General features: G+C 42.5%; 23 protein-coding genes. 4 read left to right on the plus strand and 19 right to left on the minus strand.

Annotated elements, in window-relative coordinates; all coding sequences use genetic code 11:
- The 9 genes from ABIL39_05800 to ABIL39_05840 all read right to left on the minus strand — a co-directional run.
- Positions 1-1,515, minus strand: a 1,515-nt coding sequence (locus ABIL39_05800) for an AAA family ATPase (protein MEO0165632.1), incomplete at its 3' end; no start/stop codon positions are given.
- Between the two features lie 38 nt (positions 1,516-1,553).
- Complete coding sequence (locus ABIL39_05805) at positions 1,554-3,491, minus strand: diguanylate cyclase (GenBank protein MEO0165633.1); 1,938 nt, start codon at positions 3,489-3,491, stop codon at positions 1,554-1,556.
- 106 nt (positions 3,492-3,597) lie between these two features.
- Positions 3,598-4,659 carry an MFS transporter gene (locus ABIL39_05810; protein ID MEO0165634.1) on the minus strand — a complete coding sequence of 354 codons (1,062 nt, stop codon included), beginning with the start codon at positions 4,657-4,659 and terminating at the stop codon, positions 3,598-3,600.
- Positions 4,656-5,204, minus strand: a complete 549-nt coding sequence (locus ABIL39_05815; protein MEO0165635.1) for an orotate phosphoribosyltransferase — start codon at positions 5,202-5,204, stop codon at positions 4,656-4,658. The genes ABIL39_05810 and ABIL39_05815 overlap by 4 nt, the downstream gene beginning before the upstream one ends.
- Positions 5,194-5,913, minus strand: a complete 720-nt coding sequence (gene pyrF, locus ABIL39_05820; GenBank protein ID MEO0165636.1) for an orotidine-5'-phosphate decarboxylase — start codon at positions 5,911-5,913, stop codon at positions 5,194-5,196. Before pyrF ends, ABIL39_05815 begins: the two co-directional genes overlap by 11 nt.
- 15 nt (positions 5,914-5,928) lie before the next feature.
- Positions 5,929-6,768, minus strand: coding sequence for a dihydroorotate dehydrogenase (locus tag ABIL39_05825; GenBank protein MEO0165637.1), 840 nt, complete (start codon positions 6,766-6,768; stop codon positions 5,929-5,931).
- Positions 6,752-7,507, minus strand: coding sequence for an FAD-binding oxidoreductase (locus ABIL39_05830; GenBank protein MEO0165638.1), 756 nt, complete (start codon positions 7,505-7,507; stop codon positions 6,752-6,754). The genes ABIL39_05825 and ABIL39_05830 overlap by 17 nt, the downstream gene beginning before the upstream one ends.
- On the minus strand, positions 7,507-8,775 hold the full coding sequence (locus tag ABIL39_05835) for a tetratricopeptide repeat protein (GenBank protein ID MEO0165639.1): 1,269 nt from the start codon (positions 8,773-8,775) through the stop codon (positions 7,507-7,509). Before ABIL39_05835 ends, ABIL39_05830 begins: the two co-directional genes overlap by 1 nt.
- A 22-nt stretch (positions 8,776-8,797) precedes the next feature.
- Positions 8,798-10,225: a TldD/PmbA family protein gene (locus tag ABIL39_05840; GenBank protein MEO0165640.1), complete on the minus strand. Its 1,428-nt coding sequence runs from the start codon at positions 10,223-10,225 to the stop codon at positions 8,798-8,800.
- Between the two features lie 127 nt (positions 10,226-10,352).
- Between ABIL39_05840 and ABIL39_05845 the strand changes: the two genes are divergently transcribed.
- The gene (locus ABIL39_05845; protein MEO0165641.1) at positions 10,353-10,952 is read left to right on the plus strand and encodes a hypothetical protein; all 600 of its coding nucleotides are present in this window, start codon (positions 10,353-10,355) and stop codon (positions 10,950-10,952) included.
- 43 nt (positions 10,953-10,995) lie between these two features.
- On the opposite strand, the gene ABIL39_05850 is transcribed toward ABIL39_05845, so the two are convergent.
- The 3 genes from ABIL39_05850 to ABIL39_05860 are packed head-to-tail and all read right to left on the minus strand — an operon-like array spanning position 10,996 to position 13,697.
- Positions 10,996-12,207 (minus strand): replication-associated recombination protein A, encoded by a 1,212-nt coding sequence (locus ABIL39_05850; protein ID MEO0165642.1) that lies wholly within the window; start codon positions 12,205-12,207, stop codon positions 10,996-10,998.
- Positions 12,200-13,003, minus strand: coding sequence for a phosphatidate cytidylyltransferase (locus ABIL39_05855; GenBank protein MEO0165643.1), 804 nt, complete (start codon positions 13,001-13,003; stop codon positions 12,200-12,202). Before ABIL39_05855 ends, ABIL39_05850 begins: the two co-directional genes overlap by 8 nt.
- On the minus strand, positions 12,993-13,697 hold the full coding sequence (locus ABIL39_05860) for an isoprenyl transferase (GenBank protein MEO0165644.1): 705 nt from the start codon (positions 13,695-13,697) through the stop codon (positions 12,993-12,995). Before ABIL39_05860 ends, ABIL39_05855 begins: the two co-directional genes overlap by 11 nt.
- A 395-nt stretch (positions 13,698-14,092) precedes the next feature.
- Here ABIL39_05860 and larC point away from each other — a divergent pair, with 395 nt between their 5' ends.
- Genes larC through ABIL39_05875 form a run of 3 tightly spaced genes read left to right on the plus strand, consistent with a single transcriptional unit; the run spans position 14,093 to position 16,273 of the window.
- Positions 14,093-15,244: a nickel pincer cofactor biosynthesis protein LarC gene (gene larC, locus ABIL39_05865; GenBank protein ID MEO0165645.1), complete on the plus strand. Its 1,152-nt coding sequence runs from the start codon at positions 14,093-14,095 to the stop codon at positions 15,242-15,244.
- A complete protein-coding gene (locus tag ABIL39_05870) occupies positions 15,237-15,815 on the plus strand; it encodes an RNA polymerase sigma factor (protein MEO0165646.1) in 579 nt (192 codons plus the stop codon). The genes larC and ABIL39_05870 overlap by 8 nt, the downstream gene beginning before the upstream one ends.
- Positions 15,812-16,273, plus strand: a complete 462-nt coding sequence (locus tag ABIL39_05875; GenBank protein MEO0165647.1) for a hypothetical protein — start codon at positions 15,812-15,814, stop codon at positions 16,271-16,273. Before ABIL39_05870 ends, ABIL39_05875 begins: the two co-directional genes overlap by 4 nt.
- Before the next feature lies 1 nt (position 16,274).
- On the opposite strand, the gene ABIL39_05880 is transcribed toward ABIL39_05875, so the two are convergent.
- The 7 genes from ABIL39_05880 to ABIL39_05910 all read right to left on the minus strand — a co-directional run bounded on the left by ABIL39_05880 (position 16,275) and on the right by ABIL39_05910 (position 23,113).
- On the minus strand, positions 16,275-16,757 hold the full coding sequence (locus ABIL39_05880; protein MEO0165648.1) for an adenosine-specific kinase: 483 nt from the start codon (positions 16,755-16,757) through the stop codon (positions 16,275-16,277).
- Between the two features lie 41 nt (positions 16,758-16,798).
- Positions 16,799-17,665: a GTPase Era gene (gene era / locus ABIL39_05885; GenBank protein MEO0165649.1), complete on the minus strand. Its 867-nt coding sequence runs from the start codon at positions 17,663-17,665 to the stop codon at positions 16,799-16,801.
- Between the two features lie 74 nt (positions 17,666-17,739).
- Positions 17,740-18,993 carry a hypothetical protein gene (locus ABIL39_05890; GenBank protein ID MEO0165650.1) on the minus strand — a complete coding sequence of 418 codons (1,254 nt, stop codon included), beginning with the start codon at positions 18,991-18,993 and terminating at the stop codon, positions 17,740-17,742.
- A 55-nt stretch (positions 18,994-19,048) separates the two neighbouring features.
- A complete protein-coding gene (locus ABIL39_05895; protein MEO0165651.1) occupies positions 19,049-20,680 on the minus strand; it encodes a right-handed parallel beta-helix repeat-containing protein in 1,632 nt (543 codons plus the stop codon).
- Positions 20,681-20,827: 147 nt separating this feature from the next.
- Positions 20,828-21,877, minus strand: a complete 1,050-nt coding sequence (gene yedE, locus ABIL39_05900; protein MEO0165652.1) for a YedE family putative selenium transporter — start codon at positions 21,875-21,877, stop codon at positions 20,828-20,830.
- Between the two features lie 13 nt (positions 21,878-21,890).
- A complete protein-coding gene (locus ABIL39_05905) occupies positions 21,891-22,883 on the minus strand; it encodes a hypothetical protein (protein MEO0165653.1) in 993 nt (330 codons plus the stop codon).
- A 38-nt stretch (positions 22,884-22,921) separates the two neighbouring features.
- Positions 22,922-23,113 (minus strand): hypothetical protein, encoded by a 192-nt coding sequence (locus ABIL39_05910; protein MEO0165654.1) that lies wholly within the window; start codon positions 23,111-23,113, stop codon positions 22,922-22,924.
- Between the last annotated feature and the right edge of the window lies 1 nt (position 23,114).

A 23,114-nucleotide genomic window follows, 5' to 3' on the forward strand; every position in this document is an offset into this window, starting at 1 on the left:
AATCGCACCAAGCGAATTCAATGCCGATGCCTTTAAGAGAGGAAGTCGTTGGGGACAGATTTTTATAAGTCTTTTAAGCCCTTGGATTGCCTTCGCTAAATGGCCCTCATTGATGAGCACACCGGCATAGGTGTAGAGCAGTTCTGCAGTAATCTCCGCCGAGCTTCCTTTTATGCGCAATGCCCGCTTGAGAATCTCCCGGGCATTTGTCGGGTCGCCCAGGCAGTTCAATGCGACGCCGTAGTGTTTTAAAATCAATGGATTACCTTTGAAGAATCTCTCCGGAATTTTCTTTAGTGCCGAGAGCAGGGTGGAATATTTACCATGTTGTATTAATTGTGTGCCGAGAAACTCTATCATCCTCAGGGCAGCAGGATAATCACCGGCGAGAAGATAATATTTCAAGGATTCTTCCCCATTTCTTTTTTCATTATATAATCCAACTAACCGATATATCTCCCGCTTGCGTCTCTCATCCCGAAATTGACTTTTTAAAAATTCCCGGAACAGGGAATGAAACCAATAACTGCCATTGGGGAGGGGCTGAATGAAGGCATTGCGCCGTGCGAGGTCTTCAAGAAGCACTGAGGCATCGATGCGTCCGGTTATAACCCGACAGATTTCAGGATTCAAACAATCAAGGAGGGAACAGGTAATAAGAAATTGCTGGATTTCTGGTAATTCATTTTTAAATATTTCTCGGGAGAAATATTCAAAAATATCCTGACTGATCTTTTGATAATCGGTGCGCAGGCGGTTTAAGAAAACCTGCGGTTCAAGTCCGGGATTGAGTTCGTAGGCCTGGGCAATCAATCTTAAACAGGCAGGCCAGCCTTCTGAATATTCGTATAGCCATTCAATCTCCTGGGAGTTTAATTTCCAATTAAAAAGCGTGAGAAACAATGCCCCGATTTCTTCCCGGGAAAAACGGAAATGCTCGGGCGTTATTTCAAAGAATTCATCCTTTGATTTTAATTGGGCGAGAAAAGGAAAAGCAAGGCGGTGACGGGAAATAAGGACAATATGGAGTTTTGAAGGCATATTGTTCAAAAGATAGGATAGCACATTCTCGATCGCTGTCGTTTCTTCCAACGCATGATAATCATCGAAGATAAACAATGTATCATGGTCAATATTTTGTATCATTTCATTCACGAAAGTTCCCAAGACGATATCAGCCATGGGGGGCGGCAAGTTAAAAAACTGGCGGAGTTGGGCAATATTATTGCCAAATCGAGGGTAGAGGTGCTGTATTCCTGCATTAAGATGATGCAGAAAAATTGCAGGGTCAGCATCCTCCCTTCTTAACTGGTAATAGACACAGGCGATTTTTGCTTCGTGCACGAATTGGGTAATCAATGTGGTCTTGCCGTATCCAGCTCCGGCCCAGAGGACGATAAGCTTTTTATGGCGGTTCTGAAATAAAAGATTGAGCAGGCGCTCGCGGTAAAGAAGCCGGGAATATATCTTAGGCATTTGGAGTTTACTCAAAAGAATAAATTCGCTTTTTTCCACAATATAAGTATAAACAATCCTGCTCAATTTTCAAGATTTTATCTAAAAAGCTGCTGATTCAAATCTCCTTTTTTGTGCTTCAATTTTTCTTCATACATCCGAGTATCGGCGATCTTTATTAAATCCTCAAGGGACTGCGAATCCTCGGGGGTGTAGTATGCGTAACCAATGCTCAGTGATATTGACGGACCGGATTTTGTGTGGTTATACTCTTTAATATTCTTATTTAATCGCTCAAGCATCACATTGATACTTTCAGGTGTGGATTCAGGTGCAAGTATGATAAACTCATCTCCGCCCACCCGGGCAATGAGATCGGACTTACGAAAACTTCTTTTTAATACCTGCGCCGTCTCCTTTAAGGCAATATCTCCGGTCGCATGCCCGAAACGATCGTTGATCTGTTTCATATTGTTTACATCACAGTAAAATAAGTAAAAGCCTTTTCGGCTCTTTTGGGAAAGATCAATCTGATGTTGGGCTAAGGCATTAAACCCCCGGCGATTGAGAAGTCCAGTGAGTTCATCGGTCATGGACTCTGCAGTCAGTCTCTCTTCTATCTTTTTGCGCGCGGTGATATCAATGAGATAACACCGGGTCCCTACAATCTGTCCGTGTTTGCGTAAAACCTCGACACTGACTTCCAGATAGATAATACTTCCATCTTTATGGAGCCCTTTTATTTCATAAACGCGTGGGGCATCTTCACCCCGGATGCGCTGGTAGTGATAGGTCCGCACAAGTTTTAAATCCTCAGGATGGATGTAATCCTCCAGTTTTAATCTGGTAAATTCCTCAGGGGTGTATCCAAATAAACTGGCCATTTTTTCATTAAAATAAATGACATTGCCATCGACATCATCAATAATTATCCCGACTTCAGCACTCTCCACCAGTTCCCGATATCGCTTTTCATTCTCGGCAAGCTCCTCTTTCTGCCGTTCAATAGTGGCAAGCATCTGGTTGATAGCTTCGGTAAGGAGATTAAATTCGCGGCTGGAGGAATCCACCCAGATTTTTCCCTTAATATTTTTTAAGTCCATTCCGATCAGCTGGGTAGCAATATCAACAATTGGCTTGATGATTGAGTTATCCAGGAGCACTATAATGATAAAAAAGATAATGAGGCTGGAAATCAAAATAGCGGCGATGATATAGAAGACAGTGTATCGTCCCTGACGCAAGATTTCATTGATTTCCCAAAGATTCACCACATTCATTCTTTCATTTATTACATCATAAAATTTTTGTTGGGCAGCAATTTTATCTTCCTCCTCCCAGATCAGGTGCGTTTTCTTGTCCAGATGAGATTCTAAGATACAGATCTGGGCATCATCTGCCTGTTTAATTTCAATCGTCATCCCAATCAAATCCATTAATGGTTTTAAATCCAGTCTCCGCACCATCAAAAGCCAGCCCCGGTATGGCCCCTTATGTTGACTGGTCAGAATCGATTCGGCGGAGACTAAATAAGGCTCATCATTGATCAATGACAAAGCTCCGGAAATCAAATTTTTTCTCAGTTCTGCGTTAGTAATAACTGGAGCTATTTTTTGGAGGAATTGACTATCTGGGTTCATTACCCTCTGGGTTGCTGGGTCATACGAAGCGGCATAAAAAAGATTTCCTTTCTGGTCAAAGTAAGCGAGCAAATGAAGGTCAAGGGTCGCAAAAGAAGATGGGTTAATATTGTTTGTGATATATTGGGGATTTTCACCCTGCACAAACTGGTAGGTCTCATCCCAGGCACCCCAATCGGCATTGAGCTCTACAAGGCGCTCTATCTCGGCCTGGATTAGTTTATAAACCATCTCCATCTTATCCCGGATTTGTGCCCGAGCAAGGCGCCGGAATTGGTGTTGCAAAATGGTCAATGCAAAGAAACCAGCGGTGAGGATCAGCAGCAGTGCCGCGCTACCCAGACTATGAAAAACCATGGATTTCAAGGACAACACATTCTTTCTCATGAGCTTCATCAATTATCCTATATGCAAAATCCGTGCCCGTTAAACTCCCCAAAAATTGAGCATTTTTTAGTGTTAACTGCCAATAGACTTGACAGATGTGAAAAAGATGAACGATTCAGGAACAGTTCGTCAGCTGGTATTTTATAAAAAAGGCCAAACCGCAGAGTATTGCCGAAATAAATAAGAGTGGTCTGATGCCGTGCAGGAGAACGATCCCTCCGAATAACGGTCCAATTATTCCGGAAAGACCGATGATAGAGCTTAAAAACCCAGATGCGGTCGCCTGTTCCAGATTATTCCTAAGTAAATATTTGATAGCACCCAAATAGAGTGTGGCCCAGGAAAGTCCCAGAAGAGTTTGGAAGAATATCAACCACCGCCAATCAGGAGTAATCCCGTAGCCGAGGAAGGTTACTCCCGAGCAGATGAGGCCGGTGCGCATCAACCTCTCTGAATCCTGTTTTTCTAAAAGAATCATGAAGATAAACTGGGATAGGGGATTGAGCGCATACAATAAACCGATATGGAATTTATCAGCCCCAAGTTCGGCAAGGTAGATTGGAAATATTGCCCAGATTGCTTGGGCTGCGCTATGACGGATGAAGAACGGTAGGTAAACACCGAGATTCTTTTTAATTATGTGATAAGGAAACAGGGGCACAGAAATTCTTTCGCTCCTCTCTCTGATAAAAAAACTTAGCAAAAAACCCAAAAGACAGAAACCCGAGGCCGTAGTAAAAATCAAAAAGTTATGTTTGAGCACGCCCGGCAAAAAATTACCTACTGTATAACCAAGGGACCCAAATCCGGAAAACCAACCCAGAGAACTTCCCTGAGCAAGGGCAACCATTGCCCCGGGAATCATTGCGATGCTCAGCCCAGCCAGTGCCCGGAATAAAAAGACGGTCTGAAGATTGGATATAAAATTGTGAAGAAAAAGAACAATGCCCGAGATGAGAAATCCCCATCTCACGATCTCCTTTCTTCCATACATATCACCGAGCCGACCAAAGAAAAAAGAAGAAAAGAAAAGTGTCCCATTGTATAACACCAAGACCAGGGATATCAAAAAGAGATTATCAGTATAATCCCGGGCAATCAGGGGTATAAAGATGGAGGCAGTGATCCAGGCTGCTGAATAAAAGAAATTGAGGAGATTGAAGGTATTCAGGTTCAAACACCTCCGGGTTTGTGTAGGGGAATGTGGGCTTTGCACAGCGGACATTCTGCAGGATTGAAATTCTCCACTTCTTTTTTATAAAGTGCCTCGTAGCTAAAAGGTAGCGGCGCGCTACTCCGGTCAATCAATACCACAATCCCGGCGATTCGGGCATTCTTCTCTTTTACCGCGGTGATGGTCTCACCCAGCGATTTGCCGGTGGTAAGAACATCATCCACAATCAGGACATTTTTCTGGGCTATATTAAAACCCCTTCCCACTACCCTTTTTCCCTCGCGCTCTTCGGCAAATCCAGCATTGCATTGTAACTGGCGGGCGGTTTCAAAGGCAATGATGATACCCCCGGTCGTAGGTCCGATGACCCATTCGATATTTTTGCCTTTATACCGTTCGGCGATCATTGCACACAGCTGGCTGGTGGCTTGGGGATTTTCCAGAATCCGGAATTTTTCAAAATAATATTGGCTGTGCAAACCCGAGTTTAATACAAAATGGCCTTCCACGAGCACCTGATATTTTTTTAAAATCTCTTCAACCTGCATCTTCCATCTCCTTGATTATCTGTTTTGCTGCCCGGACCGGATCCGTGGCCGCGATAATCGGCCGGCCAACAACGATATAATCAGCACCGGCGCGGATTGCTTGACCCGCGGTCATGGTCCGTACTTGGTCATCGACCATCTCGTTCGGAGACCGAATCCCAGGCGTGATGACCAGAAAATCCTTACCGCAATTTTCTTTTATCCTTGATATCTCCTGGGGCGAGGCAACAACTCCATCCAGACCCGCACTCTGGGCAAGACGGGCAAGGAAGATAACCTGCTCTTCAATCGTTCTTTTTACCTCGCCGAATAAATCCTTAAAATATGCCTCATCGATGCTGGTCAAGACCGTTATCCCTAAAAGTTTGGGGCGGGGAATTTTTTTGATATCCGAGACGATCGAAACCGCCTTTACCGCCTCTTCCATCATCCCGAATCCGCCGCTGGTATGCATGGTCAACATATCCACTCCCAGTTCCATCGCCCCTTCGCAGGCCCGGGCAACGGTATTGGGAATATCGTGATACTTTAAATCGAGCATTACCTTCAAACGCCGGCTTTTTAAAAACCGGACCAGTTCCGGACCAAAGCAGGTAAAAGGGATCGCCCCGACCTTGAAATATTCAACCAATCCCTGTAATTTATCAACGAGCAGTTTGATTTTGTTCAGATCATTGGAATCCAATGCCACAATCAACCTTTCCTTCATAAATCCCCCTTTAAATCAAACACTCTTATTTTGCAACAAAACTTCAAGTTCTTTAATAATCTGCAAGGGCGCATAGGGGTCGCGTAATAGTGCGGTGCCCACTGCCACAGCCGAGGCCCCGGCAAGTAAGAACTCATAAGCATCCCGGCCGGTCATGATCCCACCCATTCCAATGAGCGGAACCTTTAAATCTTTCAGGCGATGGAGACAGTACAATGCGAAAGGTTTGATCGCAGGTCCAGAGAGACCTCCGGTGATTATCGGTTTTTTTCTCTTGATGTCAAATGCCATGCCAAATATGGTATTGATTAACGAAAGGCCATCGGCACCCGCATCCACACAGGCTTTACCGATTTTCAGTGGGTCACAGAAGTTGGCAGTGAGTTTAACGATTATTGGCCGGCGGGTCCGTTTGCGCACCATCCGGACGATCTTACCTACCATCTTGGGATCCTGTCCGAATAATACCCCTCCTTCCTTGACATTCGGGCATGAGACATTCAACTCAAAACCGGTCACACCCTCGCCAATCTCTTCCACAATCTGGGCATACTCATCAATAGTAAATCCAGCCACATTCACAAATATTCGGTTGTTTAACTTTTTCAAACGGGGGAGGATGGAATTACAGAATTCTTTTACGCCTGGATTTTCCAGTCCCACCGAATTGATAATGCCTGCGGGTGTCTCGTAAATCCGAGGTGGGGGATTACCGACGCGGGGTTTCAGGGTGATCCCTTTGGTGAATATTGCTCCCACCCCACGGGTGACGCTCTTGTATTTCAAACCAAAGCCAAAAACGCCCGAGGCAATAAAGACCGGATTTTTAAACTTAATATCAAATATCTCCACCATCAAACTCAATCCCCTTCAGTTCAAATACCGGTCCATCCTCACAGATTCTTTGGTATCGGCCATAATACTTTATTGCACAGCCCAGACATAGGCCACAGCCGCAACCCAAAAAATCCTCACAGAAGGCATAAATCGGAAATCCCAAATTTAACTTCTGCAATTCCTTAAGCATTGCCTTAGGTCCGCAGGCATATCCTATTTCATACACTGTTAGATTAAGCTCCGACAGCACCGATAGTGCTGTCCCGCTTTTTTTGCCCCCGGTTTCGGTGATGAATATTACATTAGAAGTTAATTTTTCGATTTCATCCTTTAACACAAGTGCTGAGGGATTTCGGGCACCATAGACAAAGGTAAAATCAATCCATGCACGCTTTAACCTTTTCGCCAAAAAGAACAACGGTGCTACTCCGATGCCCCCGGCAATGAGCAGACTATTTTTATTCTCTATCTTTAAACGCCGTCCCAAAGGACCGTAGACGATAAGTTCTTCTCCAACTTTCTTTTTGCTCAGCAGTTCTGTTCCTTTGCCCACCACTTTTATCACCATCGATACCCGTGTTTTTTCATAGTCCGCAATGCTGATGGGACGATTCAAAAGCGGATCAAAGGTCTCGTTTATGCGCACCTGAAAAAACTGTCCAGGTGTTGGATGCAATCCCGGGAGATTAAACTCCAAAGAAAAAATATCCGCGCTCAACCATTCTTTTTTTAAAATTTTAACCGTGTGCTTGATCATTATTTATTCAATAGATTTTGCACCGCCCTGGCATATTCGGTCTCGGGGTAACGTTTTAAAAGTTCGTCCCCAAGCATCTGTGCCTGCTGGGCGTCTTTGAGCATCATTTTGGTGATCCAGAAATGGGCATAAAGGGCTTTGGGTGCCCATTGACTCTTCGGGTATTTCCTGTAAACATTCTCATAGTACAACAGTGCCTTGGGGATATCTTTTACCTCTACAAAATACAATTCAGCCAAGGCAAACTGCGCCTTATCAAGATCTGTAGTCTGATTCCTTAATTCTCTTATCTTTTTTAAAATCTCCGATTTCTTCTTAGCGTTATTAAACAGTTCTCCGGTTGCTTTGGGAAGAAGTGAATCATAATAAGCAATTGCCAATTCCAGGCTATCTTCTTTTTCTGCAAGTTCTGCTAAGGCTGAATAGGCTTTCGCCACGTACTCGGATTGGGGTAGCTCTCGGACCTCCAAATACACCTGCTTTGCATTGGATATCTCTCCAATCCGTTTATACAAATCTGCTAAGAGCAAACGGAATTCTGGATCAGTTTCGGCTTCCAGAAAATTTCTCAACTCTTCATACTGTCCCATTTCTAAGTAGATCCGGGCAATCTTCAATTTTATCAACCTTCTTTGTTCTGGTGTCGGCTCAATATTCTCCATCTCCCGAAAAGTCTTTAATGCCGATTCGTATTCTTTGAGCTGGTATTCACATTCCCCCAGTATATTCAGAATCATCAGGCGTTCCCGGCGCACCATCTTTTCCTCTTTCAATTTCCGTGCGACATTGATTAAATCCCGGTAATTTCCATCGCGATAATAGGCATAACAGAGCATCACCGCTGCTTTCTTACGATAACTTTTGTAATTTCCTGCTTCTTTCAAAGCGATGATGGCCTTGCTCAACTCTTCTTTTTTATAATAGGAAAGTCCGATGTAGTACATAGCATCGTCATAAAATTTAGAACGGGGGAAATTGTTCGTGAGAAACTCCAGCTTTTCCAATGCCCGGTTATAATCGCCTTTGAAATAGTAGGCAACGCCCATCATAAAAAGGGCATCATCTACATACTGGGATTCGGGATATTTCACAATCACCGCCGCACACTTCTCAATCGCCTTATCAAAAGGCTCAATATCATATTTCAGCGTATCATCCTTGACGACCTTCATCCCCTGCTGGAAATAGTTCTGGGCATTGTAGAAGGTATTAAAATAGGCACAACCGATGAACAGGAAAAGAATGAATACTACTGATTTTTTCTCCATTCTGAGATTCGATCAGGAAAAATTAGCGGGCAATTCCTACTTGGACATCCCGGAACCGGGCTGGCGCCGTAGCATGTCCGACGAACATCGTCTGCCCGGGCTCGCCTTTACCACAATTGGGCACACCATAAAGATGCCAGTAATTCTTGTTGGCAATTGCATCACATTTATTCCAGAACTGCGGGGTGATATCCGCATAAGTCGGATTTTTATAAACCTCGGTCAATTTTCCATGTTCAATTTTTCGGGCAAGTTCACAGCCAAACTGGAAGTTCAATCTTTTATCATCTATCGACCAGGATTTATTGGTGGTCATAAAAATGCCTTCTTCGGTATCAGCAATCATATCCTCAAGTTTCCATTCCCCGGGTAAAAGATTGATGTTGGTCATCCGAATTAACGGTATTCTATTCCAACCATCGGCCCGCATATTACCACTTGATTGGGCATTGATCACTGTTGCAGTCTCCCGGGAACTCTGATAACCAACGAATATTCCATTTTTTATCAGATAGACTTTCTGTGCCGGGACGCCTTCATCATCCCAGCCAAAGGTACCCAACCCTCCAGGAATTGTGGCATCAGCCACGATGTTCACGATCTCCGAACCATATTTCAAGTTATTTAATTTTTCTGGGGTCATAAAAGAAGTCCCGGCATAAGAAGCCTCGGTGCCCAAGACCCGGTCCAATTCCGTGGGATGTCCACAGGATTCGTGCACCTGGAGTACCATCTGATTAGAATCGAGAATCACAGTCGTGCGCATCGCTGGACAGGGTGGGGCACTTAATAACATTACCGCCTCTTCTCGCACTCGTTCGGAATTCTCAACCAGTTTCAGGTTCTTTATGAATTCATAGCCCGCCTGACCATAGTCATCATAAGAGCGGATCTGCAATTCATCCTGGTCCTGAGCAAATGCTTTGATACCTCCGCCCACATAGGTGAATTCTTGGACGATCTTAGAACCTTCGGTGGAAAAGAAACGAACCTTTACCCGGCGGCAGGAGAGAAAAGAAGTCCGATTTTTGATCTTTGCATTTGCACCGAGTATCTTATCACATTTTAACAAAAGGTCGATCTTCTCCTGTAACGAAACTTTGAATGGATCAATCTTCAGCTCAGTCCGATATGTCCCTTTTTGGGGTTCAAGGGGACTTAATCTTACAGGTGCACCCTTTACCCGGGCAGAGGCCTCGGCAATCCGGATTGCATCCCGGGTAACCCGCTGTGCCTCGGCTTTGTTCAAAAGATTTGAAGAGGCAAAACCCCAGGCATTATCCTTGAGCACGCGCACACCAAAACCCATATCAAAGGTGTGGGTCAGAGCTTCGATTATACCATTCTTTACCATGATACTTTCGGTCTCCTCTTCCACCAGCCGGACATCACCATAAGTTACTTTTTTCAGTTTCAAAATATCTATGATATCTTTCAGTAACTTTTCCATTTTCTACTCCTATGCTACTTAACTATAACCAATTTTTCTCCATCGTCAAGGGTGCGTTTGAATTAAAAAACACCCGCACTATTGACATTTTTTTAATTTTGGATATAATTTGGCGAAAGGAGAGATTATGAAAAAATTACTCGTGGTTGTGCCCTTTCTTCTTTTGTTGATCGGTTGCGGGGGCGGTGAAAAGGATTATTGGCCCCTGAGCGTAGGTAATGTCTGGGAGTATCAAGCCCAGATCACAATCACCACCCCGGATACCAATTTCACGAACACCGACACTCTGAAGATTGAGATCACCCAGGAAACAACCTTGGACAATGGCAAAAAGGTCTTTGAATCCATCACGTCCAATGGAAGCAGCGATACCACTTATCTGGAGAAAACCGATGACTACCTTTTTAGCTATGAAAATAAGGCCGATACCGAACCCGATACGATGCTCGCTTTTCCACTGGAAGAAGGCAAAACCTGGACGGTTCGTAAGGATTCTTTATTTACCGAAACGGTCAAGGTGCTGGGCAAAGAATCGGTCACCGTACCGGCTGGCACCTACGATGACTGCTGGAAAGGTATGGTAATCACCACCGGTACGACGATAGCAGAAACCTCTTATGTCTGGCTCGCACCGGATATCGGACAGGTAAAGATGACGATGGTCGAACAGGATTCATCGTATAAATTAGAGATGAAGATGGAACTGATCAATGTGACGATAAAGTAAAGAATAAGGAAAGTAAAAAAGGGCTGGTATAACCAGCCCTTTTTTATTCTTGTTTTTTTAAATACTTCCGACCCTTTAAATTTTCAGGTAGATAATCCTGTTCTACTTTAGCATCAGGATAATCATGGGGATATTTGTACCCCTTACCATAGCCGAGTTTTTTCATCAATAGGGTCGGAGCATTCCGGATATGTAGCGGCACGGGTTGGGCTAAGGTCTTTAACGCATCCTCTTTCGCCTCTGCATAAGCCAGGTATAATTCATTGCTCTTTTTTGCTCGCGCCAGATAAACGACACATTCAGCAAGAGCCAAGTCACCCTCGGGCCGGCCGATGAATTCCACCGCCTCTTTTGCCGCTACTGCAATCACCAGTGCCTGAGGGTCGGCAAGTCCGATATCTTCCACCGCAAACCGGACCAGACGCCGGGCGATATATAATGGGTCTTCACCCGCCTCCAGCATCCTTGCCAGCCAGTATAATCCTGCATCTGGGTCAGAACCCCTTAATGATTTATGTAATGCCGAGATAAGATTATAATGTTCTTCACCCGCTTTGTCATATCTCAAAGCCTTTTTCTGCACAATCTCCTCAGCAAGTTTTAAATCAATCTTTTTCTCTTTGGCAGCAAAGGCACATAACTCTAAGGCATTTAAAGCAACCCGCGCATCACCATCTGAAATATTAGCAAGGAAATTGAGCGCCTCCTCGGTGATTTCATATTTGTTATCGAGCCCCTTGGGTGAAGATAAAGCCCGTTGAATAATTTTTTTGATATCTTCAAATGAGAGAGGCTGGAGCATATATACCTTCATCCTTGAAAGCAGACTGGAATTGAGTTCAAAAGAAGGGTTCTCGGTCGTAGCTCCAATAAGGGTAATCGTCCCCTTCTCCAGATAGGGCAAAAAGGCATCCTGCTGGGCTTTATTAAAGCGGTGAATTTCGTCAATAAAAATTATCGTATCCTGATTGAATAAACTCTTTTTCTTCTCCACCTCTTCCATAAATTTTTTAATCTCCACGATCCCACTGGTCGCAGCAGAGAAAGAGACAAAATCTGCAGAAAATTTTTTTGCAAAAAGCCGGGCGATTGTCGTCTTACCACTGCCCGGTGGCCCGAATAATACCATGGAGAACAATCTTCCCTGCTCAATCTGTTTCCTTATTGGACCATTCGGTCCCAGAAGATGCGTCTGACCTAAAACCTCATCAAAATTCTCAGGTCTAACCCGTTCCGCAAGGGGTGTTTTATCCATGGGTGATAAAATATAAATAGAAAAAAGGGATATTAAAAATCAATGAATCCAGACGGTCCAAAAATCCACCGTGACCAGGAAAAACATTGGAGGCATCCTTTAGCCCTACTTCGCGTTTCATCCCGGATTCCAGAAGATCGCCAACGGTGCCCAGAATACCTATCCCAAGGGTAATCCAAATACTATCCAGCAAAGTAAATTCTTTTACCCACAAAGAATTCAACCACCAGGCAAAAGGAAATGTGAGAAAGAATGCGCTGATCGTCCCTTCCCAAGTTTTCTTAGGACTCAAGCGTTCGGCAAGTCGTCTTTTCCCGAAGAGTGTTCCTACCAGATAAGCAAATGTATCATATATCCAGGTGAGAAGAAGCGGCAGCAGACTGATGTTAAAGCCGTATTTTCTTAAAAGGATAATCGTGGAAGGAAGGATTGCAATATAAAAAACTCCAAAAAAATTGGCACTTACTTCGGCAAGAAAATTGGGGTTGCGCCGGCTTCCGGGAAAACGCATCACCGATAAAAGGGCGATGAAAAAAAATAGAATAAAACCAGGAAGGAGTGGGGGTATTTCAAAGTAAAATAATAACGGAATTGTATAACCCGGAAACAAAACCGCTAAGGTATGGGGATAGATATTCTTGCGGTGCCAGAACCGGAAATATTCATTGGTTGCAAAGGTGATAAAAAATAAGAGTAATAATGGTAAAAGAATATTATCTATCCACAAGGTGATAACCACCACCGCCACCAATATAGCGCCGGTCTTTATCCGTCTTAATATATCATTAAACCCCACCAAACAGTCGCTCCCGGTTTTTAAAATCCTCTATCGCCTTTAAAAATTCCCTCTTCCGAAAATCGGGCCAAAGGGTCTTGGTAAAATAGATTTCAGCATAGGCGATCTGATACAGCAAGAAATTAGAGATGCGTTCCCTTCTTTCTGCACCCGTCCTTATCAACAGATCGGGTGGCGGTAATTCTGGGTCGTATAAATACTTGGCAAATCTTTTTTCGTCTAATTCTTCAAGGTTTATTGGCTTCTGGCGGTCTTCAAGAACGATCTTCTTTACCGCATCCACAATTTCGCTCTGCCCACCGTAATTCAGACAGAGCGTAAGAATTAGTTCGGTATTGTCCTTGGTTAGTGCTCGGGCCTCTTCCAGAGCCTGGCGCGCATTGGGATAGAGACCATCCAGCCGGCCAATCGCATTTATCCGGACTTTATTTTTATGTAATTCCGGGGTCTCTTTTTTAAGAAGCTCCTCAAGCATATTCATCAGGGTCTGCACTTCCTCTGCAGGCCTTTTCCAGTTTTCGGTGGAAAAAGTATAAAGGGTGAGATATTTTATTCCCAATTCCCGGGCGGCCTTGACGATCGTTCTCACCGATTCCACACCCACACGATGGCCAACAACCCGGGGTAGACCGCGCTTTCTCGCCCAGCGGCCATTGCCATCCATAATTATCGCCACATGATTGAGTTCCGCCACCGAAAATTATAACCCAATCCCCGGTTTTGTCAACAAATCGATTTACTGTGTTCTCTCCATTTTTTATTCTTTATCAAAAGTAGGGAGTGATAGAAATTTGATTCCAGCACACCAGTCCACAATTGAAAACAATCTATCAAATCGCGAAAAACCGTTTTCAATCAATATCATCTGACCGCAGATTTCCGATACTCACTCTGAATAAGATAGATTGTTCATACATTCCTTTCATATTTTTTAAGCAATCTTAAGCCAATACCATTACGACATTCCATCTGCTGAGGAAAGAATTCTGCAAATCTACCATTGATAATCTTGATTATATGGAAAAATTAAAAATGCTTTTGGTTTAATCGAACTATTGAAATATCTTTTATTTTGGATAAAATTGATTGATGAGGGTATTATATTTTGACCCTATTCTGGGGGCGAGTGGTGATATGATTCTGGCGAGTTTGATTGACCTCGGTATAGATACCACATATCTAAAAAATGCATTAAAGTTTATCCCGGATTTAAAAATTAAAATCGAATCTGTCTCCCATCGGGGGATTAAAGCAAAAAGACTTACATTCTGCACAAAAAAAACCATAAAAGAAAAAGACTTCATCCCGTTAATAAAAAGAAGCCACCTGAAAGATTCGATTAAAAGTGCGGCATTAAAAATCATCGACCGGATCTTTGAAGCAGAAAAAAAGGTCCACGGCACCGCCCATCTTCACCTGCATGAATTGGCTGATGTGGATACCATTTTGGATATTACCGGTTCTCTTGTAGCATTTGATTATTTACAGGTGGAGAGGATATATTCTAAACCATTGAAGGCGGGGATGGGGTTAATTGATACCGTGGAAGGGAAAATGCCTGCCTTCAATTTCGCCACTGCGGAATTGCTAAAAAATGTCCCGGTGGAGTTTATTCCCGTAGCATTTGAATTTACTACCCCGACGGCCGCAGCAATACTGAGCACGGTTGCCGAGTTTACAAATCAGTGTGCGTTTAGCCGTATTGAAAAGATCGGTTTGGGGAGCGGCACGAAGGTGCTTAAAGACTATCCCAATCTCTTGCGTGTCTTTCTGGGTGAAATAAATTGCCGATTAACCGATGAATGCCTCGTCATTGAAACCAATATTGATGACCAGAATCCCCAGGATTTTGACTGGATCATGGAAAAACTTTACGAAGCAGGTGCTCTTGAGGTTTACTACACCCCTGTGATGATGAAACATTCCCGTCCTGGTATCTTATTGACTGTGATTGCCGATGGCTATAATCAACGGCTGATTGATACGCTTTTTAATGAAACAACCACCATCGGGATCAGAATGGACTATAAACAGAGAATTAAATTAAAAAGGGAAATAAAGAAAATCAAAACCCCCTGGGGAAGAGTGCGCATCAAGGTGATTTACCATAATCATAATAAAAAGAGATTTACGGTTGAATATCAAGATTTAAAATTGCTTGCCCAAAAGAGCAAGACACCTTTGAATGAGTTGCGCGAAAAAATTAGGGACTATGTCCGAGAAGAAGGTTTCTGTGATTAAAGAGGTAAACGAATTAAAAACCCGGCTGTCTAAATATAAAGAGTTAAGCGATGAGGAGCTCGTTCAACTTGTCAAGATGGGTGAGGTTGAACCGTTTGATGAACTGGTGCGACGGCATGAGGTTAAGGTTCATAACCTTTGTTATAAGATGCTCAAGAACTACGACGATGCAAAGGATATGGCACAGGAAACTTTTTTAAAAGCCTATCGGAACATTAAAAATTTTGATGGGCGTTCAAAATTCACGACTTGGTTATATAGGATTGCAGTCAATAATTGCATTAATTTTATGAAGAAAGAACAACCTTCCGGCGAAATAAAAGATGAAATCCTGGAAATCCCCAAGGATGATCCTGTGGAACATTACCGCAAGAAGAAGATGAAAGAAATGATATATAACGCAATCTCCAGATTACCAGAGGTGCAGAAAAGCGTTTTCACCCTCCGGGCACTTGAAGAATTGCCCTATCAGGAGATCAGCACCATTTTGAAAAAACCCATCAATACGGTTAAGGTCAATTACCACCTGGCGGTAAAAAATTTGAAGAACTATCTAAAAGGCAAACTATGAATTGCTTTGAAATTCAGGAACGGCTTGTGGATTTAATAATCGGGGATGTTGAACCCGAGGAGAAAGCCCAACTTTTAGAACATATCAACCGTTGTCCACTTTGTGCCGAGGATTTTTATTTTATCCGTCAATGTATAGATATTTGCTGTTCCTGTCCGGATTTTGAAGAAGACGATACATACTGGGAGGAGTTTTTAGTCACAGTCCACGAAAAAATCTCACTCACCAAACCTAAAAATCCCTTTCCCTACAGAATTGTCATTCCGATCACTGCCGGTGTCTTGGGCGCACTGGGTTTGATTTATTTTCTTTTCTTCCGTCCCGCACCAAAGGAGATTGCCCGATCAAGGATGCCTGATATGAATGTACGGGATCCAATCCAGGAAGTTTATGAATTAACACCTGAAGAACAGCAAGAATTTATTAAAATGGTAAACCAAAGGTATTTTGGCGAGTAAATCACAATTTGTAACCGATTTTTCTCAAAAATTCATGACGTTCTTTTTTTGCCTGCTCATCCTCAATGCCCTTTGCCGCATAACCATCAATAACGCCGATAATCCCTCTACCCTGTTCATCTTCAACATATAAAATTTCCACGGGATTTGCCGTGGCGCAGAAAATATTCAAAACTTCCGGACAATTTTTTATTTTATCCAGGACATTGATGGGAAAGGCGTTCCTGATGAAGATGATAAAAAAATGGCCCGCCCCGATTTTATAGGCATGATCCCGGGCAAGGGCGGTCAGTTCTGGATCATTGCCATCATAACGCACCAGGCAGGGACCCGATGCTTCACAGAAGGCGATACCGAATTTTATATTGGGGACCGCATTGATCAATCCCTCATATAAATCCTCAACGGTTTTGATAAAATGGGTTTGCCCACAGATTAGATTGGTACCTTCTGGAGGAACGATTTTAATCTTTTTTATTTCCATAAAACCCCCATGATTAATTTTAGAAAATTAACTTTGAAATCTTAAAACCCCAGTTCTTTTAAGAAAATAGGGTCTTTACGCCATTTTTCTTTTACCTTTACCCATAGGTCAAGGTAAACATCTCTCCCTAAAAAGTTCTCAATATCCTTTCTTGCCTGGGTTCCGATCTTCTTCAACAAATTGCCGTCTTTTCCAATGAGGATTCTTTTCTGGGTATCGCGTTCCACATATATCGTTGCCCGGATGTAGATCTTTCTTCCTTCCTGCTCACGGAATTCTTCGATCAGCACACAGGTTGCGTAAGGCACTTCTTTTTTCAGATTGAGGAACAACTTTTCACGGATTATTTCGCTCACAAAAAAACGTTCTGGCTGGTCAGAAATCTGTTCAGGGTCGTATAAAAAAGGACCTTCCGGGAGTCTTGCGAATATTGCCTTTTTGAGGTCCTCCACCCCATCCCCATTTAGGGCAGAAATCAGAAATATTTCCTCAGGATTGTATACCTTTAACTTCTCAATAACCGGCAGCAAATCATTCTTTTTGACGAGATCAATTTTATTGATCGCCATAACCAGCTTCTTATCTTCAAAGAATTTAAGAAACTTGACCGGAAATTTCTCCGGCTTAAAGAATGGATCCACAAGCCAGACCAGAAGATCCGCATCATTAATCGCCTCCCGGGCTTCGGCTATCATCCGCTCCTGGAGCTCATAGGTCGGCTCAAAGATCCCGGGGGTATCGATGAATATACACTGATAATCGTCTTCGGTCAGGATCCCGAGAATTTTATTTCTTGTCGTCTGGGGTTTATCACTTACGATTGATAGTTTAGTATTTATAAAACGGTTAAGCAGCGTTGATTTTCCAACATTTGGTTCGCCGATTATTGCTACATAGCCACTTCTCATGACCCTATCTTTAAATGGGAGGGTAGTGGATATGAATAAATAGCCACTACCCTCTTAAAAAACTTTTTAAAGGTTTATCCCTTTTTTTCTTCTTCGGTCTGGGGCTTTTCGGCTGTCTCTTCTTCTTTTTTCCGCTTCTTTGCTTTTTTATCTTCATCTTTTTCTTCTGGCTTTTCTTCAACCTTCTCTTCTTTCTTTTCTTCCACTTTCTCTTCAAAGACCTCTTCTTTTATCTCCAAGAGATTTTTATCATCTTTCTTCTTTACCAGCACGGTAAATATCAGGGTGTTTCCTGCCCAGTAGATTGCACATCCCAACGAGAGGACACCCGCGATGATGAGATAGTAAATTATTCCGAGCACAAAGGAAGATATGGCGCCTGCCCAGCTTTCATATGCCGGAGCATACTCAGGAGGGAATAGCAGATTGGACATACCAATCCAATCCAAATAGCCGGTTATAAAATTCTTTAGCGTCTCCGGATAAAAATCAGGGATTACGATCTTTACATAATAAGCGGCATTGGTAAAAAGATTGCTCAATTTCTCACCGGGAACAATGATACCAATGACCGCATAACATAGATAAATTGCCTTTGCCGCGAAGAAACCCAGAATGATTATTCCCAGGATCATCACCAACTTTAATAAGAACTCATAGGTGATGAAACGCCAGGGCTGGTCGTTGATGACTGAGAACGACTCAAAGAGTGTATCAAATGTATCATTGCCGGTGGTACCAACAATTGCAGGCCCGATAGCGAGCGCAACGAGAGTTACGATTGCCAGATAAAGAATAAAGATACAGACAAAGAATGCTGGAATCGCCATCAGGGTGAAAAAGAGTTGTCCGAAATAGGGAATCCAAGTGATGAGTGCCAGAATTATACCCATAACGATGAGGGAGGCAATAAAGACAATTAATACAAACGGTGCCAAAATTGCTGATTTGCCATTCTTCAGTGCAAATTTGAAAGCCTCTTTTATTTCGTAGAATTCATCGCCTTTTAGTTGTTCATAGGTAACCTTGGAGACCGCTACGCCGGTGATCAAAAAGACGCAGACCCACCAAATAATACCGGCAATCCACAAAACCCAGGAATACCAGGGAAAGCTGATTTCGGGTACCAGAAACGGCATCAGCCGATAACTGGACCAAACCTCGCCTATATCAATCCCCGCGGTCAGAAAGGCAATGTAGGAAAGGATGGTGTAACCAATACCACCTATAATTAAACCGAGAAAACTTATCCACATTTTTTTGGCACTGAAACCGAGTCGACCTGCCCGAAAAACATCTTTGAAGTTAAAATGTAAATTTGTCACCATACCTCCTTTTTAGAATAGGCAATTATATCCATATATGCTCGGTTGTCAATAGAAATTATCTTACGAAAACAATCTTTCCCAATTCCTTATTACCTTTCGATCCATCAAAAAGATAAAAGTAAACACCTACCGGCAAGTATGCTGTTTCCCAGTCATATTCGCCAGGTATTAACCTGCCGGTCTGAAAGACCATTCGCCCCTGAACATCATAAAATTTCACAACTCCTGGTTCCTTCAGAAAAAAGCGTAAGGAGTGCCGGTAAATAGGAGTTATCCAAAACACCTTTCTATTTTTGATGGTATCCTCATGCACCACTCCACCTGAGGTATATTCAAAGGCTCCGATATCCAATACACCATCGTAAGGTCTATTTTCAATCTGCCGATGTTTTACATACTGATATACCACATTGTGGTGGGGTAAAACCTGGGGCGCCAGGAAGGTTCCAGCATCACGACATGGGGCAGTAGCGGAAAGGTGAAAATCTTCATTGTTGAAATCCACAAAGCCCGGCTCGTTACCGGTGATTATGCCTCCTGAATCAACAAAAGTCCCCTGAAAGGTGCTGTGAGAGATAACCCAGTTGGGTTTTAACCAGTTATGCCGGCTCACCAATAAACCATATTCAGCAAGCATCGCCAGTCTGTTGCCCGAGGCGGTGACGTAAAAAATATTATTACGCGCATCACAGGATTCTAAATTGGTTGATAACCGGAAAAGGGTTGTATTACCCGTGCGTTTAGAGATAACGGTATTGTTATAGAAATATAATCGGCCGTGACGATAATGAGTGGTATCCCCGCTGTCACCTCCATAATGGACGATCTGGCTGTTCCCTTCATCGGTCTGCTCAATCAACACATTTCCGTAGACGAATGTCTTCCGATAGGATGTATCATTATAAATCTCGGGATAGTCTGAGTCCACCAGATCTAACTGTCTATTACCATATTCAATCCAGTTATATTTGATTACACATCCTGATGAACGATCTTTAAGGTTATTGCCAAGACACCCGCTGCGCAGACGGCTAAAATAATTATATTGAAAAGTTATTCCCTGGGCTTCGGTATAATTATTGTGTTCGTAGATGCTATTTTCCATTCCATTGTCATAGATAAAACAACCTTCGACAATAATATTTTTACCCTGGTAGGCGACAAAAAATCCATTCCCGCAGTCATGTAATATACAGTTACGGACGGTGATATTGCTTCCGGCTACAATGTAGATTGTTGCGGCATTGCTTGCATAGTTTTGGAGTTGCCCCTGGTCATCATAAAAGGTATAAGGAGGACGAGCACTTTTGATATCAAGATTCTCAATAATGATGTAATTGGGAGTCTGATTGGGTATGCTGGAGCCACCAATATTTATTATTCCCCGATTCTCTGACCAGTAATCAAGTTGCAAACGCGTGACCGCATCCCTACCGTCAATCACCGGTAGCTCACCATTGGGTGAAGGGACACCCTGGAAAACGATGGGTGCATTTATCGTCCCGGTGCGGGCAATGACCCATTTTTCACGATAGGGGATTGAACGATAATGTATTTTTACTGTATCTCCGGGATTTAACGATTCCAAAGGAACAGCACCAATGCTGTCATAGGGCATCCCTGGTCCTACATTATAGGTATAACCTAATATCAATAATGGGATTAATATTTGGGGTACATATTTCATAAGCTCTCCCTTCAAAAAAATTATAATTGATATTCAGCTTAAGTCAATGGTTCATATAACATCGATCGCCCAAATTTTGAAAGTCTAATAATATTCCTATTGAACAACAGATTATTGCCAGTGGAGTGCGTAAATTAAACGATTTCCCTATTCTTTCTTTTTAATATTGGCAAATCCGATTATCAATAATATCACAATTGATACCAAAACACCTAACATTGCCGGGATAGGGACACTTTTGGGAGATGCTACAATGTTGAAATTGTGCCCAATGGCAAATCCCACAAACATTCCCAAAATTGCGATTAAAGAGTCAAGGTTTCCCCGGCTTGCCATTACCGTCTGCTTAAAAGGACAGCCACCAAGCATTATTGAACCCAATCCAATCACAAACATAGAAAGTAAATTCCATAAATTAGCAGTATGGGCAATCGGGTGGGCACCGGATTTGAATTGACCAAATGCCAGATTCGCAATAAAGGCAACTATCAAAAAGGCAATCGTCCCCTGGACTCTATGAAAACTTTTTATTATAACCAGATCAAGTGTTCCACCCAGGGAGCAGAAAGAAGACCATTGACCGAGAATGCCTAATAAGATACCCGCACCGAGTGAGATCAGAATTGGTGCATGGGCAGTATGCTTTTTGTTTATCCCTGTGGGATCTAAAATCAACAAAATCAAAAAGATTACTCCAATTAACGGTGTTAACCAAGCTAAGACTTGCCCATTTTTCACTTCTAAGGACCTTCCCATAGATAATCCACTTTTGACAAAGTAGTTAAATATCAGCACTGCAAGAATAATACCCAATAAACCAAAGAGTGCGGTCCAGTCCCCCGCAGAAATTCTGCCAAACATTCTTATCGGACAACCCAAAAATATCAAGGCATTATAACCGACAAGAATGCCTATGATAAATCTCAATATCGGTTTTGCACCCCAGGTTGCACGCATCTGTTTGGTAAAGAGTGCAAATATCGTTGCACCCAGGATAAATCCGATTATTTCGGGTCTTATATAACTGACCGCAGTAATCTTATGCAAACCTATGGCACCAGCGATATCACGATAAAAACATAAAACACAAATCCCCATATTTGCTGGATTTCCCATTTTTCCTAAAAATGCAAATAGAAAGCCCATTACTCCACCGGTTATTATTAAACCTGGTGACAAAGATAATTTCTTTTCCATTTTATTCTCCTATCTATTTTGGGATTATATAAGTCAATTCTATCCCTGTTGTATTTGCCCAGATATTTGTATTACTTTTCAAAAAGGTATTATACGCACTAAGCGAAATGTTTTTTAATCTCTCCCCTGATGATAATGGCTTACGCATAAGTCTTAATTCCAAACTTGCTGAATTGTATTTGTTTGTTAATGTATCTCTTGGTGGTCTTGAATAAATTCTTATGCGTATCCATAAGAAGTTATTTTTTTTAAATTGCTGGACAAATTGTGACCAGATTGTATATGATACTGAACCAACAAAATTGTTAAACTGCCGGTAACCTAAATGTATTGCATTTTTTTCTGTTATACGATGAGCAATAAAGGGTTCAAATGAATTCGTCCAGGTAACTTCTTGAGCAGTTGTAGAAAAATTTGGAAAAATAAAGGTATTTTTGAACATCAGGTAGGTGCGGGGCGTAATAATCTGCTGCCAGCGCAAGACTATAGAATGAAAAATACTACCATTGTTGAGCATCATTGAATATGTTGGTTCAAACATTGATGCTAAACCGATGTTGATCCGTGCACCAAAGATACCTGAGTGGCTCTCGCTATTATTCAGAGAACGGAGATATTCATAGAAAAAATAAGGAAAAACCTGGGGGGAAGATGCATAACCTGCACCAAACTTAACCCGGTGGTCAAATTCATAGGTTATCGGCTCAATAAATCTCCGATATGAATTTTCTTTCAACCTGTATTCGCGAAATTCGTATCTAAGAACAAAGACATCCTTTGGTGTAAAGCGCTTACGTAAACGAAACATACTCTTATGAGTGGGAATCAGAAAATCGGCAGTGTCTGGCTCATCTTCTTCAGGTACTGGAGTGTTACATATACCAAATTGATAATTAAAATCCACACGCGCCTTCAAAGCTGGATCAAGGGTTGGTCCTGCAGTAAAAACCAAAGATGAGGGCATCGTTAACAACATAAAAGTTAGAAGAAGTTTCTTGTGTAGCATTGCCTATCTCCTCTCAGAACTCTGAGAAGAAATCACGGTCAAGTTGGGCAGCCTGAATGACTGCCCCCTTCGGTAACGGTTTCTTCAGCGCGGATAAAATCAATATCTTTATCTTCGTCAACGAACATCATATCACCCTTGGTGAGCGGTGAAGGCTTTTTGAAGACTGACGAGCAGGAGTTTATGATTATTGCTAAAAGTATCAACAGATATAAAACAAATCTTTTCATC

The organism is candidate division WOR-3 bacterium, assembly GCA_039802205.1.
Classification (GTDB): domain Bacteria; phylum Hydrothermota; class Tepidihabitantia; order SM23-42; family JAOAFX01; genus JAOAFX01.